Origin of the sequence: Kitasatospora sp. NPDC096147 (genome assembly GCF_044763225.1) — a bacterium.
In the GTDB taxonomy this organism is placed as follows: Bacteria; Actinomycetota; Actinomycetes; order Streptomycetales; family Streptomycetaceae; genus Kitasatospora.
The window spans coordinates 85961-100375 of record NZ_JBIWFX010000019.1 but is presented as its reverse complement, the minus strand read 5'-3'; the positions used below and the strand labels follow the sequence as shown (position 1 = coordinate 100375).

10 protein-coding genes are annotated in these 14415 nt (G+C 72.2%); 8 read left to right on the top strand and 2 right to left on the bottom strand.

Translation table 11 applies throughout. From position 1 onward, the window contains the following. Positions 1-16 precede the first annotated feature (16 nt). Positions 17-2287, bottom strand: a complete 2271-nt coding sequence (locus tag ACIRBX_RS35060) for an alpha-galactosidase (RefSeq protein ID WP_402303726.1) — start codon at positions 2285-2287, stop codon at positions 17-19. Between the two features lie 208 nt (positions 2288-2495). Between ACIRBX_RS35060 and ACIRBX_RS35055 the strand changes: the two genes are divergently transcribed. The 8 genes from ACIRBX_RS35055 to ACIRBX_RS35020 all read left to right on the top strand — a co-directional run bounded on the left by ACIRBX_RS35055 (position 2496) and on the right by ACIRBX_RS35020 (position 13820). Next, positions 2496-3656, top strand: coding sequence for an ROK family protein (locus tag ACIRBX_RS35055; RefSeq protein WP_402303724.1), 1161 nt, complete (start codon positions 2496-2498; stop codon positions 3654-3656). A 266-nt stretch (positions 3657-3922) separates the two neighbouring features. Next, a complete protein-coding gene (locus ACIRBX_RS35050; RefSeq protein WP_402303722.1) occupies positions 3923-5194 on the top strand; it encodes an ABC transporter substrate-binding protein in 1272 nt (423 codons plus the stop codon). Positions 5195-5301: 107 nt separating this feature from the next. Beyond that, positions 5302-6222 carry a carbohydrate ABC transporter permease gene (locus ACIRBX_RS35045; protein WP_402303720.1) on the top strand — a complete coding sequence of 307 codons (921 nt, stop codon included), beginning with the start codon at positions 5302-5304 and terminating at the stop codon, positions 6220-6222. 5 nt (positions 6223-6227) lie between these two features. Next, complete coding sequence (locus tag ACIRBX_RS35040) at positions 6228-7058, top strand: carbohydrate ABC transporter permease (RefSeq protein WP_402303719.1); 831 nt, start codon at positions 6228-6230, stop codon at positions 7056-7058. Between the two features lie 96 nt (positions 7059-7154). Continuing rightward, complete coding sequence (locus ACIRBX_RS35035) at positions 7155-9155, top strand: glycoside hydrolase family 5 protein (protein ID WP_402303718.1); 2001 nt, start codon at positions 7155-7157, stop codon at positions 9153-9155. Positions 9156-9188: 33 nt separating this feature from the next. Continuing rightward, entirely contained in the window at positions 9189-10937 is a 1749-nt protein-coding gene (locus ACIRBX_RS35030) for a beta-galactosidase family protein (protein ID WP_402303716.1), read from the top strand. 226 nt (positions 10938-11163) lie between these two features. Then, complete coding sequence (locus ACIRBX_RS35025) at positions 11164-13323, top strand: phosphocholine-specific phospholipase C (RefSeq protein WP_402303715.1); 2160 nt, start codon at positions 11164-11166, stop codon at positions 13321-13323. 134 nt (positions 13324-13457) lie between these two features. After that, complete coding sequence (locus tag ACIRBX_RS35020) at positions 13458-13820, top strand: YrdB family protein (protein WP_402303712.1); 363 nt, start codon at positions 13458-13460, stop codon at positions 13818-13820. A gap of 110 nt (positions 13821-13930) precedes the next feature. Here ACIRBX_RS35020 and ACIRBX_RS35015 read toward each other — a convergent pair whose 3' ends face one another. Further along, a complete protein-coding gene (locus ACIRBX_RS35015; RefSeq protein ID WP_402303711.1) occupies positions 13931-14401 on the bottom strand; it encodes a hypothetical protein in 471 nt (156 codons plus the stop codon). Between the last annotated feature and the right edge of the window lie 14 nt (positions 14402-14415).

Here is a 14415-nt window from a genome sequence, read left to right as displayed (position 1 = left end):
GGAGGAGGTGGGCGGTTCAGTCGGTGAGGCGGGTGAGGTGGATCATGGTACTGGCGTGGTCGCCCGCCGGGAGGGCCAGGTCGATCCCGTGCCTGCGGAGCGCAGCGCCGTGGTGGATCCGGCCGGTCTCCGCCTCGCGGTAGCGGGCGGTGGAGTCGAGGGCGGGCAGGGGCAGCGGTGCGGCAGGGTGGCCGAAGCGGTTGACGGGCCGCCAGGCGAGCACGGCGTGCTCACTGCCGTCCGGGGCGGCGTAGTGGACGGCGCGGACCTCGCCGGGAGCCGGGGGGAAGGCGGGGGAGGTGGCGGCCGAGTCGCCGCCGGAGCCGGACAGCCGGTACTGATGGCCGTGCTGGACCAGTGGGCGGATGCGCTTGTACTGCGCCACCAGGGCTGCGGCCTCGGCGAGTTCGGCCGCCGACCAGCTGCCGAGGTCGCCGCCGAGGCCGAGCGCGCCCGCCATCGCGACGTGGAAGCGGAACCGCAGCGGGGTGGTCCGGCCGGTGGTGACGTTCGGGCTGTCGGTGACCCAGGCGCCCATCGTCCGGGCGGGGAAGAGCTGGCTGAAGCCGTGCTGGATGGCGATCCGGTCGACCGGGTCGGTGTTGTCGGAGGCCCAGGCCTGGTCGGTACGGGCCAGCACGGCGAGGTCCACTCGGCCGCCGCCGCCCGCGCACGCCTCGATCCGCAGGCCGGGGTGGTCGGCGCGCAGCCGGTCCATGACGCGGTGGACGGCGCGGGTGTGGTCGATCCAGAGCCGGTCCGGGTCGGGGTGGTGGGCTCGGCCGGCCTCGGTGAACGCGCGGTTGGCGTCCCACTTGAACCAGTCGACCCGGTGTTCGCGGACCAGTCGGTCAAGGGTGTGGTGCACCCACTGCTCCACCTCGGGACGGGAGAGGTCGAGGACGAGCTGGTGACGCAGCTCGGTGGCCTCTCGGGTGGGTGCGTGGAGCACCCAGTCCGGGTGCGCGCGGAAGAGGTCGCTGTCGGCGCTGACCATCTCCGGCTCCACCCAGAGGCCGAACTCCATGCCGAGCGCGTGGACGTGGTCGGCGAGTGGCCGGAGCCCACCGGGGAAGGCGGCGGGGCGAGGTGTCCAGTCGCCGAGGCCCGAGCGGTCGCTGCTGCGGGAGCCGAACCAGCCGTCGTCCAGCACGAACAGCTCGGCGCCGAGCCCGGCGGCGAGCTCGGCCAGGCGGAGTTGGCCCTTGAGGTCGACGTCGAAGCCGGTGGCCTCCCAGGAGTTGTAGAGGACGGGCAGCTCGCGGGCCGGGTCCGGCAGGACCCGGGAGCGCACGTGGGCGTGCCAGGCGCGGCTGGCGGCACCGAACCCGCCTTCGGTGGTGTGCAGCCCGGCGAAGACCGGCGTGTGCAGGGTCTCGCCCGGGCGGAGGGTCCAGCTCAGGCCCTCGTGGCCGAAGCCACCGGTCCAGGTGGTCCGGCCGACCGGGTCCCGGTGCACGGTGATCCGCCAACTTCCGCTCCAGGTCAGGGCGGTGCTCCAGATCTCGCCGCGCTCCTCGGTGGCGGTGCCGTCGTCGAGGGCCAGCCAGGGGCTGGCGTGGTGGCCGGTGAGGCCGCGGCGGCCGGTGAGGACGGTCTCGGCCACCGGGAGCCGGTCTCGCTGGAGCTGGAACTCGCTGTTCCACCCGCCGATCAGGTGGCTGATCCGGTAGTCGGGGAGTGGTGGTGCGGTCCAGGCGGCCGAGTCCAGGCGGGTGACCGCGATCGGGCCGTCGGTGGTCGGTCCGTCGGTGGTCAGCCTGTCGGTGGTCGGCCGGTCAGCGTTCGGGACTTCGGCGGTCAGGTCGTCCGGGGAAGGGGCGGTGGGCGAGGGGAGGGTGGGGGAGGTGCCGGTGTGGGTGAGTTCGGTCCAGCGTTCGATGACGTCGCTGTCCGGGTGGACGCGGTAGCAGAGCTCGGCGGCCAGCGGGTAGTGACGGTCGGTCAGGCGGAGCCGGAGCTCGCCGTGGTCGGTGACGTGGTGGCCGGTGAACCGCCACTGGGCGCCTTGGACGCCGTCGGCGAAGCGGACCTGGAGACCGGCCGGGCCGAACCGGGCGCCGGTCTGCGGGGCGAGTTCGTCGGCGGCCGGCTCGGCCTCGAAGCTGCTGGCGGCGGGGGAGCGCGGCAGGGGGAGATCGGCGGCGAAGCCGGCCGTCGGGCCCCAGTAGAGGTGGCGCGGGCTGCCGTCGGCGCCGATCCGGATGGCGTAGGTGGTGGTGGCGGTGGTGAGGACGGCCAGGCCGCCGACGGGGTCGAAGGAGACGGAGGACGGCGTCGCGGACACGGTGGCTCTCCCTGGGGGCAGTGGTGGTCGCGGTGCCCGAGCGTAGGGAGCCGGGTCGATGGAATCAATACGTGAAGAAGTTATTTATTTATGGAAGTTGATGAAGCGTCAACTCACCGGCGAACCTTCGGGCGCGCGGAGGGTAGGGGCGGGTCTGGCCTGAAATCAATACTGGACGAAGTTATTTATTCGTCGCTACATTGCTTCCGTGTTTCCCACCCACACCCAGCCGTTGGTCACCGCACCGGCCGAAACCGCCATCCTCGCCCTGCTGTTGGCCGAAGGGCCGCTCAGCCGGGTGGAACTGGCCCGTCGCGTCGGGCTGTCGGGCACCGCGATCACCAAGGCCGCCCGGCCACTGATCGACGACGGCTACCTGCACGAGCTCCCGCCGGAGCGCACCGCCCCCGGGGCCGGCCGCCCCGTCAACCCGCTCGCCGTCACCACGGACCGGGAGTTCTTCCTGGGCGTCAAGGTCAGCGCCGACGCGCTCTACGCCGTGGTCTGCGACCTGCGGGCCGGCGTCCGGGCCACCACCGGCCGCCGGCTCGGCGCCGACCGCAGCCCGGCCGCCGTCGGCGCACTGATCTGCGACTCGGTCGAACTGCTGCTCAGCCGTGACCCGCGCCACCGCAAGCACCTGCGCCACCTAGGCATCGCGGTCTCGGGGGACGTGGACCGCCACGCCGGCCGGGTCCGCTACTCCGTCCTGCCCGGCTGGCAGGACGTCCCGCTGGCCGAGCTGGTGGCGGAGCGGACCGGCCTCAACGTCATCGTGGAGAACGACGTCAAGGCGATCACCTCCGCCGAGCACTGGTTCGGCGAGGGCATCGGCACCGAACACTTCGCGCTGGTCACCATCGGCGCGGGCATCGGCTCCGGACTGGTCGTCAACGGCCGCCTGATCGCCGGAGCCTACGGCGTGGCAGGCGAGTTGGGCCACATCAGCATCGATCCTGCGGGCCCGCGCTGCCACTGCGGCCAGACCGGCTGTGTGGAGGCGGTGGCGTCCAGCAGCGCCATCCTGGCCCGGGTCCGCGAGGCCACCGGCCTGACGGCACTGGACTTCGACGGCGCCGTCGACCTCGCGCGCAGCGGTGACCCTGCGGCCCGGGAGGCGTTCGCCCGGGCCGGACGGGCGATCGGGACCGGGATCGCCACCCTGGTCAACCTGTTCGGCCCCGAGCGGGTGGTGGTCACCGGCGAGGGGCTCGACACCTACGACCTGCTCGGCACCCAGATCCGGGAGGCCTACGCCGCCCACACCTTCAAGGCCGCCGCGAACTGCCCCCTGACGCTGCGTCCGCTCGCCTGGGAGGACTGGGCGCGCGGCGCCGCCGTCCTCGGAATCCAGGCACTGTTCCCCTAGGACCCCGGTCTCGCAAGGGAGTTGGGCCCCACGACCGGCACCCGGCCGACACGACCCGCACAGTCCGCACGATCCCGCACGACCCGCACATCCCGACCGGCCGCAGTCGGCACATCCCGCACGACCCGCACACCCGGAACCACCCGCACGCACGCCACCGCACCACCGCACGGCCCCCGGCCGGTGCCCGTCTTGCCTGGCAGCAAACGACGGCGGACACCGGCCGGTACGGAGTCCACCCGTTCCCCCACCCATGAGGACGCGAGATGAGTGCACACAGAGCGGAGCTTAGCCGACGGGGTTTCCTCGGAGGTTCCCTGCTGTTCGTCGCCGGAGCGGCGGTCGGCTGCAGCACCACCCCGGGCGGCGGAGACGCCAAGGGCGCGGGGACCACCCTGAACGTCTGGTCCCACGCCTACGGCGAGGCCGGCACCCAGCAGGCACTCACCCGGTACGCGGGCGAGTTCACCAAGGCGCACCCGGACATCGCGGTGAAGGTCACCTGGGTGCCCGGCGACTACACCGCCAAGCTCAACGCCAGCCTGCTGACCGACGGCGCGCCGGACGTCTTCGAGATCGGCGACTTCAGCCAGGCGCTCGCCCGGCGCGGTCAACTCGCCCCGCTGGACGAGGTCTACGGCAGTGAGCGGTCCGACTTCAGCCAGGGCAACCTCGACTACATGTCGGTGGACGGCAAGGTCTACGGCGTCAAGATGATCGACGACGTGCTGATGCTCCACTACCGCAGGAGCGCGCTGGAGAAGGCGGGCATCGCCCCGCCCACCACCTTCGACGCCCTGGCCTCCGCCGCCAAGGCCCTCAGCACCAGGAACACCAAGGGCCTCTACCTCGGCAACGACGGCCTCGGCGAGAGCCCGGCTCTGGCCGTGCTCTCGAACGGTGGCAGCCTGGTCACCGACGGCCGGGTGGAGTTCGCCTCCCCGCAGGCCGTCGAGGCGGTCACCGCGCTCAAGCGGCTCACCGACGACCAGTCCGTGCTGCTCGGCTTCACCACCGACTGGTGGGACCCGTCCGCGCTGACCCAGGGCGTGGTGCCGATGCAGTGGTGCGGCCTGTGGGCGATGCCGGCGATCAGGACCGCGCTCGGCGACGACTTCGGCGTACTGCCCTGGCCCGCGCTCAAGTCGGGCGGCACGCCCGTGCTCCGGGTCGGCGGCTGGACCAGCTGCGTCAACGCCAAGGGCCGCCAGGTGGCGGCGGCGAAGACCTTCGTCCGCTGGCTCTGGGTCGAGCAGACGGCCCTGCAGAAGGACTGGTCGGAGAGCTACGGATTCCACGTCCCGCCCCGTGCCTCGGTGGCCGCGACCGCCGACAAGCTGACCGTGGGCACGGCGAAGGAGACGGTCGAGCTGGCCGCCAAGTACGGCCGGCACTACCCGAACACCTGGGACACCGAGCTCTCCGCACCGTTCGCCGCCGCCGCGAAGAAGGCCGTCAGCGGGCAGGGCGATCCGGCCCAACTGCTGGCGGAGGCAGCCAAGGTGGCCCAGGCCGCGCTGGACAAGCAGCGCTCCTGATGGCCGCGATCTCGGACCCCGCCCGATCGAAGCCCGCCGGATCGGACCCCGCCGGATCGGACCGCGCCCGATCGAAGCCCGCGCCGAAGTCTGCCCGCCCGAACCCAGTGCCGAGGCCGGGCCACCGCCGCACCGACCTCCGAGCCTGGGCGGCCTTCGCCCTGCTCGCCGGACCGGTGCTGCTGGGCCTCGGGATCTTCAAGTACGTGGCGATCGGCTGGAGCTTCCTGCTGAGCTTCTGCGACGCCCACGGCACCATCGCGCTCAGCCGGTGGGTCGGCCTGGCCAACTACCGTCAGTTGCTGGGCGATCCGGCGTTCCGCAGCTCGTTGGGGCAGATCCTGCTGTTCTCCGCCTTCATCGTCCCGGTCACCTTCGTCGCCTCGCTCGGCCTGGCGCTGCTGGTGCACCGGGTCCGGCGCGGCCGGGCGGTGGTGCGCACCGCCTTCCTGATCCCGGCGGCCGTCTCCTACGTCGCGGCCTCGCTGCTCTGGAAGATGGCCCTGTTCAACGGGCTTCCGTCGGGCGTTGCCAACACCGTCGGCGGCTGGTTCGGGATGGACGCGGTGCCGTGGATCCAGTCGACCGACCCGCCGCTGTACTGGGTGGTGCTGGTGACCCTGCGGCTCTGGCTCCAGGTCGGCTTCTACATGGTGCTGTTCCTGGCCGGCCTGCAGGCGATCCCGAGGGACGTGTACGAGGCCGCCGCCCTGGACGGCGCCACCGGGTGGCGGCTGGCGCTGCGGATCACCCTGCCGATGCTGCGCAACACCTCGGTGGCGGTGCTGATGCTCCAACTCATCGCGGCGTTCCAGGCGTTCGACGAGTTCTACAACCTGTTCAGCAGCGGCCTCTCCGGCTCGGCCACCGCGCCGGTGCAGACCCCGCTGGTGCACCTCTACGACACCGCCATGGGATCGCAGAACTACGGCCTCGGATCGGCGGGCGCCTTCGTGCTCACCGCGCTGATCGTGGGCGTCACGCTGGTCCAGGGACGGGTCACCGGCTTCGGGAAGGGCGAGGAGTGAGCACCGTGACGACGACCCGCGTGGGGGCGGGGCTGCGCGCAGTGGTGGTGGGCCTGCTGACCCTGGTCTTCCTGGCGCCGTTCTACCTGATGCTGCGCAACTCCCTGATGGACAGCCGGAGTCTGGCCTCCCCCGAGTGGACCTGGTGGCCCTCCAGCGCGCACTGGGAGAACTTCACCGGCCTGTTCACCGATCCCTCCCTGCACCTGGGCCGGGCCCTGCTGAACTCGCTGCTGATCGCCGGGATCACCGCGCCGGTCTCCACCCTGCTGGCCTCGGCGGCCGGCTACGCCTTCGCCCGGATACCCGTCCCCGGGCGCGGGGTGCTGATGGCCCTGGTGGTCGCCACCCTGATGATCCCGGGCTCGGTCACCTTCGTGCCGACCTTCGTGGTGGTCGGCTCGATGGGCGGGGTGAACACCCTCTGGGGCGTGCTGGCGCCGGGCCTGTTCAACCCCTTCGCGGTGCTGCTGTTCCGCAACTTCTACCTGCGCCTGCCGGCCGAGATCGAGGAGGCCGGACGGCTGGACGGGCTCGGCTGGTTCGGCCTCTACCGGCGGATCGCGCTGCCGAACTCGGGCGCCATGCTGGCCTCGCTGGGGGCACTGGCCTTCATCGACAGCTGGAACGCCTTCCTCTGGCCCCTGGTGATCGGCCAGGACCCCTCCGCCTGGACGGCGCAGATCGCGCTCTCCGGCTTCCTGACCTCACAGACCATCAACCTGCCCGGCCTGTTCGCCGGCGCGGTGGTGACGATCGCTCCGCTCGTGGTGATGTTCCTGATCGCCCAGCGGTACATCGTCGAGGGCATCGCCTCCAGCGGACTGAAGGGCTGAGGCGCCGCCACCCCTCCCTGCTCCCCGGAGCCGTTCGTGGGCGGCGGCGACGGGGCCGTACCACCCCAACTCATCCCACCTTCCTGGAGATTCGCCATGCGATCCACCAGAACCCACCGCGCCGGGCACCTGCTGTCCGCCGCACTCGTCTCCGCCTCCCTGCTCCTCCTCACCCTCCCGGGCGGTGCCTCGGCAGCCGGCCCGGCCCCGGCGTCGGCCCAGCTTTCGGCGCCCGCTTCGGTGTCCGCCTCGGCGTCGGTATCGGCGCCGGTCCAGACCGGGGCCCAGCTCGCCGCGTCCTGGACCGGCCCGCTGAGCACCCGGGGCCGGTACGTGGTCGACGCCGGAGGCAACCGCTTCAAGCTCAAGTCGGGCAACTGGGCCGGGGCCCAGGGCACCTACGAGGGCAGCGGCGACGTCAACGACGTGACCAACCACCAGGCCGACCAGATGTCCGGCAACATCCCGCTCGGCCTCGACCGCACCCCGATCAGCCGCATCCTGGCCGACTTCCACGAGCTCGGCATCAACAGCATCCGGCTCCCGTTCGCCAACGCGATGCTGCACGACTCCACCCCCGTCCCGGACGCGGCGGTGGCCGCCAACCCCGGACTCCGGGGCCGGACCCCGCTCCAGGTCTTCGACGCGGTGGTCGCCGCGCTGACGGCCGACGGCTTCGCGGTGGTGCTGAACAACCACACCACGTACTACCGGTTCTGCTGCGGCCTGGACGGCAGCGAGCGGTGGAACAGCGGGCAGTCCACCCAGCAGTGGATCGACGACTGGCTGTTCCTGGTGGACCGCTACAAGAGTGACAAGCGGGTGGTCGGCGCCGACCTGCGCAACGAGGTGCGGCGGGACACCTGGGACGACCCCAACTGGGGCTGGGGCAACGAGCACGACCTCTACAAGGCCCTGGAGGAGGCGGGCAACCGGATCCTCCAGCTCGCCCCCGACCTGCTGATCGTGATGGAGGGCATCAACTGGCAGGGCATCCCGCAGGGGATGTTCAGCCACGGCCGGCCGACCCTCACTCCGGTCCGCACCCTCTCCCACACCCTGATCGACTCCGGCAAGCTGGTCTACTCGGCGCACTTCTACGGCTTCACCGGCCCCAACCACACGGGGGCGAGCGGGGGTTGGCAGAACGGTGAGACCAACGACCCGCGCTACCGGGACCTCACCCCCGAGCAGCTGATCCAGGTGGTCGACGACCAGGCGCTGTTCGTCACCACGGCCGGCCAGCACTTCACGGCGCCGGTCTGGATCAGCGAGTTCGGTGCCGGCAGCCGCTCCACCGACCCCAAGGACCGGGCCTGGTGGAAGAACTTCACCGACATCCTGGTGCGCAACGACAGCGACTTCGCCCAGTGGCCGCTGGTCGGCTGGAGCCGGCCGACCGGTGAGGCGAACGACGACTGGGCACTGGTGAACTACGACGCGGCCGGCCGCCGCACCGCCACGGTGGGCGACCCCGCCGACTGGCGCTCCGCCGACTGGGCCAAGCTGGTCAACGCGCCGGGCCGGACGGGGGCGATCCCGCCGACCGACCACTGGAACATGCTCAACCTGGACTTCGGCGACCAGAACCTCTCCCGCACGATGCTGGCCCGGGGCGACTGGAGCACGGGCAATCGCAAGGGCAACTGCCCCGACGGCCAACGCCTCACCGGCCTCGGTCGCAGCGACTCGCGCGGCCTGTGCACCGACGCCCGCCGCCCGGGCACGGCGGCCGGGACCGGCTGGACGGTGGTCACCGACGAACGGTTCGTCAACCGCGGTGACTGGGCCTCGGGTTACAACAAGCTCCAGTGCCCCGACCGGACCTTCGCCGCCGGGTACGCGGTGAACGGCAACGCGATGGCCGCGCTGCTCTGCGCCCCCGCCGACCGGGCGCTGCCGGTCACCGGCCGCACCGTCTGGTTCGACCGCGGCGACAACCGGCCCGCCACCGGTGGTTCCAGCGCCAGTGACTGGGCGCCGGGCCACTACAAGGGACAGTGCGGCGACGACGAGTACCTGGCCGGGGTCGGCTACACCTGGCGCTGGAGCCACGGCGGGGTGCCCGACGTGCTGCTCTGCCGTCCGCTGAACTGACCGACGACCAGACATCGATGAGGAGAAGCAGGCATGCCTCTGGAGATCGCCGATGACGGCTTCCGTCTCGACGAACGGCCGTTCCGCATCATCTCGGGCGGACTGCACTACTTCCGCACCCACCCCGAGCAGTGGGCCGACCGGCTCCGGAAGGCACGCCTGCTGGGCCTCAACACGGTCGAGACCTACGTCCCCTGGAACCTGCACGCCCGCAGGCCCGGGGAGTTCCGGGCGGACGGAGGTCTCGACCTGCCCCGCTTCCTCGCCCTCGCGGCGGCAGAAGGGCTGCACGTCCTGCTGCGGCCCGGCCCGTACATCTGCGCCGAGTGGGAGGGCGGCGGCCTGCCGTCCTGGCTGCTGGCCGAGCCGGGCATCGAACTGCGCAGCCGGGACCCGCGCTTCCTGGCCGCCGTGGACGGCTACCTGGCCGCACTGCTGCCGCTGGTGAAGCCGTACCTGGCCGGCCACGGCGGGCCGGTGATCGCGGTGCAGCTGGAGAACGAGTACGGTGCCCACGGCGGGGACGACCCGGCCTACCTCGCCGAACTGGCCGGTCTGCTACGGCGGCACGGCGTGGACGTCCCCCTGTTCACCTGTGACCAGCCCGGCGACCTGGCCCGGGGCGGGCTGGACGGCGTGCTGCGGACGGTCAACCTCGGCAGCCGGGCGGAGGCCGGGCTGGCCGAGCTGCGGCGGCAGCAGCCGACCGGGCCGCTGATGTGCTCGGAGTTCTGGATCGGCTGGTTCGACCGCTGGGGCGGGGTGCACACCAGCCGACCGGTGGCCGAGGCGGCCGGTGAGCTGGACCGGCTGCTGGCCACCGGAGCCTCCGTCAACATCTACCTGCTGCACGGCGGAACCAACTTCGGATTCACCAACGGCGCCAACGACAAGGGCAGTTACCGGCCGACGGTGACGTCCTACGACTACGACGCGCTGCTGGACGAGGCGGGTGATCCCACCCCGAAGTACCTGGCGTTCCGGGAGGTGATCGCCCGGTACGCGCCGGTGCCGGCCGAGCCGGTACCCGCAGCCGCGCCCAAGCTGTCCTTCGGCGCCGTCGAACTCACGGACTGCGCCGGGCTGTTGGAGCAGCAGGAGGTGCTCGGCGAGGCGGTGGTGTCCCACCGGCCGCTGACCATGGAGGAGCTCGGCCAGGACTTCGGCTTCCTGCTGTACGAGGCCGGACTCCCGATCGCCGGGCCGGTGCTGCTGCGGATCGGGGAGGTCCGCGACCGTGCCCAGGTCTTCGTGGACGGCCAGCCGGTCGGCGTGCTGGAGCGCGAGCTGCACGAGCGGGTGCTGGCGTTCGGCTCGCCCAGGATCGGCGCCCGGCTCTCCGTTCTGCTGGAGAACCAGGGCCGGGTCAACTACGGCCCCGCGCTGGCCGACCGCAAGGGCCTGCTCGGCCCGGTCACCGTCAACGGCGTCGAGCTCGCCGACTGGAGCAGCCGCCCGCTGCCCCTGGACTCCCTGGCGCCCCTCACCTTCGCTCCGGCCGAACCGCTGGTCGGCCCGGCCTTCCACCGGGGCACCTTCGAGCTCGCCGGCCCGGCCGCCGACTGCCACCTCGCCCTCGACGGCTGGACCAAGGGGCACGCCTGGATCAACGGCTTCCCGCTCGGCCGTTACTGGTCCCGGGGTCCGCAGGCCACCCTCTACGTCCCGGCCCCCGTCCTGCGGCCCGGCCGGAACGAGGTGACGGTGCTGGAGCTGCACGCCGCCGGCACCCGGGAGGTGTGGCTGGGGGACCGGGCGGTCCTCGGCCCGACCGAGGAGTAGCGCGGGCGAGTCATCGGATGTATCCGGTGGTGGAAACCGTCTCCTCCGCGACTGATGGCCTCCCGGCCACTCTGTGTTCACCTCGGCCGGGGAGGCTGTGGCGGCGTTGGCCACGTGCGATCCACGGCCAAGTGAGGCGAAGTACCGCGTGATTCACCGTCGGTGTGCGATTCCAGACCCGGTGGCTCCGCAGCCCGACCTTCCCCGTGAGCAGTAGGAGTGCGCCATGACCAATTCCATCGGACGTCGGATGTTCCTGACCACCGCCACCGCAGTCGCGGCGGCGGCGGTGGTCGGCTCGCAGGCCGGGGACGGCAGTGCGCCGGGGCCGGAAGGGGACGCCCGGTTCGCCCCCGAGCCGGTGGCCGCCGTGGTCCCGGACCCCCGGCTGGCACCCGTGCGGCACGTGGTGGTGCTGATGCAGGAGAACCGCAGCTTCGACCACTACTACGGGATGCTCAAGGGCGTGCGGGGGTTCGGTGACCACGCGGTGATCGACCTGCCCGGCACCACCTCGGCGCCCTCGGGCCGGACGGTGTTCCAGCAGCCGCGCGGCAGCGGCTTCCTGTACCCGTGGCCGCTGAGCGCCTCGCCGAACTCCTGGGAGCGTTCGGAGTGCAAGGTGGACGGCGGCGGCCACAGCTGGAGCGACCAGCACAACGCCTGGAACGGCGGGCGGATGAACAACTGGTACGCGGCCAAGAGCAGCACCGGCCTGACCATGGGTCACATGAGCCGGGCGGACATCCCGTTCAACTACGCGCTGGCGGACGCCTACACCATCTGCGACGCCTACCACTGCTCCTCGATGACCGGCACGGGGCCGAACCGCAACTACCTGTGGTCCGGCTCGATCGGCGCCGGTCTGGCCGGGGCCAACCAGGTGAACTCCAACGGCGGTGACTTCCGCCGCAAGGGGCAGAACTGGCAGACCTACGCGGAGGCGCTGGAGCTGGCCGGCCGGTCCTGGAAGGTCTACCAGGTCTACGACAAGTCCGGCTCGAAGAACTACGGCGACAACGCGCTGGAGTACTTCGCGCCGTTCATGACCGCCGACGCGAGCAAGGACGGCACCGGGAACCAGGCACTGTGGCAGCGGGGCGTGGCCGGCGTGCCGTACTCCGGCGGGGACGTGGCGGACGCCCTGGTGGCGGCGTTCCGCTCCGACGTACTGGGCGGCCGACTGCCGGAGGTGTCCTGGATCGTCACCGACTACGCCAACTCCGAGCACCCAGCAGCCAGTCCGAGCGTCGGCGCCACCGTGGCGCAGCGCATCCTGTCGGCGCTGAACGAGAACCAGGAGATCTTCAACTCGACGGTCTTCCTGCTCACCTACGACGAGAACGACGGCTTCTTCGACCACGTGCCGCCCGCCGTCCCGGCGAACACCGGGGACACCACCGAGTACGTGAACGGCCAGCCGATCGGCCTGGGCTTCCGGGTCCCGATGATCATCGCCTCGCCGTGGACCCGGGGCGGGAAGGTCAACTCGCAGGTCTTCGACCACACCTCGGTGCTGCGCTTCCTGGAGCAGTGGACCGGGGTGGCGTGCCCGAACATCAGCGCCTGGCGCCGGGCGGTCTGCGGCGACCTCACCTCGGCCTTCGACTTCGCCAATCCGGTCTTCGGTCCGCTGCCCGCCTTCCCGAGCCCCGTGCCGGCCGGCCACGCGCTGATGACCGGCGCCGCCTGCGGCTCGCAGTCCGCGCCCACCGCCCCGGCCAACGGCGGCTCCCGCCCGGTCCAGGAGCCGGGCAACAAGACCGCCTGCCCGCTGCCCTACCAGCCCAACGCCTACCTCGACCGCTACGAGGGCACCAGCCCGACCGGCACCCAGAAGATCTGGGTCGGCATCGAGAACCTCGGCCAACAGGCCACCTCCGCCGCCCACTTCGCCGCCTACGCGAACGCCTACCGCAGCGGCGGCCCCTGGCAGTACACCGTCGGACCGAACGCCGCGACCAGCGACTTCTTCAACATCGGCTCCGGCTTCGGCGCCGGTCGGTACGACCTCACCGTCACCGGCCCCAACCGCTTCCTCCGCCGCTTCCAGGGCAACACGGCCGGCGCCAACGGCCGCTACGCCCGGGTCCGGACCTCGTTCACGGCGCAGGGCGGCGACCCGCTGGCGCTGCGGTTCGAGCTCCGCAACGACCACCCGACGCTGGCCGCCACCTTCACCCTGCTGTCGAACAACTACCGTAGTGGTAGCTGGAGTTACACCGTCGCGGCGGGGCAGAGCGCCGACCACTTCGCCCACCCGGTGCCGGACGCCGCAGGCTGGTACGACTACACCGTCTCGGTGCAGTACGACGCCGCGTGGTCCCAGCGCTTCATCGGCCACGTGGAGAACGGCCTGCCGAGCCGGACCGGCTCCGTGCTCTGAGTCCCGTACCCGCGGGCGGCTCGGGCCCGAGGCGGCCGGGGACGCCCCGGTGGGCGGAGCGGTGCGGCGGTGCGCTTTCATGGGGCCGCCGCCGCACACCGTCCGAGCCGCACACCGTCCGAGAGGTCGTCCCGATGAAGCTTCCCGCACCGTTCCGCTGGGCGAACGAGCTGCTCGCCTTCCTGCTGGAGCTGGTCGCGCTCGGGCTGCTCGCCGGCTGGGGCTGGCGGATCGGGCCGTCGGTGCCCGTCAGTCTGCTGCTGGCGGTCCTGCTGCCGGGGGCGGCGGCGGTGCTGTGGGGGACGTTCGCGGCGCCGAAGGCGCGGGTGCGGGTGCCCCTGGTCGGGGTGCTGGCGGTGAAGGCGGTGGTGTTCGGCTCCGCGGTCTTGGCCTGCTCCGCGCTGGGGTGGGCGGCCTGGGCCACTGCCTTCGCCGCGGTGGTCGTGGCGAACACCGCGCTGGCGACCCTGGATCGACGGGCGCGGGCGCGCGGCTGACGGTCGGCGGATGACCGGATGACCGGATGACCCGAGGACCCGGATCACCGGAGGGTCGGACGGCCCGGACGACGGCCGGCTCGCCTGACGGCCGGTGAGCCGGCGGTCCATCAGGAGAGCCGGCCGCGGGCCTCGGTGAGGGCGGCCTCGAAGCCGGTGGCCACCTCCAGCAGGTCGGTGCCCTGGGCCTCGACCTCGAAACGCCCGTCGGGCCGCCGCTCCACCCGGTAGCGGCAGGGGTGGGTGGTGAACGCGCCGGGCTCGAACTCCCACCGCAGCGCCTCCGTGCTCCGCTCGCCGCCGAGCGTACCGTCCGGTTCGACGGTGGCCCGCCGGGAGTGGACCGTCCGGCACTCCGGCACGTGGTCCCAGACCGGGCCGGGGCCGGTCCAGCGGTCGAGCCGCCGGACCACCCGGGCGTAGGCGCGGGCGGGGGAGCCCTCGGCGACCTGGCTGTTCCACAGCGCCGTGATCTCGTCGGCGATGGCGCGGCTCGCCACCGGGAGGGTGCGGGCGCCGACCCGCAGGACATGCACGTCCCCGGGGATGGGCTCCGGGGCGGCGGGGTGGTCGGTCGTCACGCTCCGATCCTCCC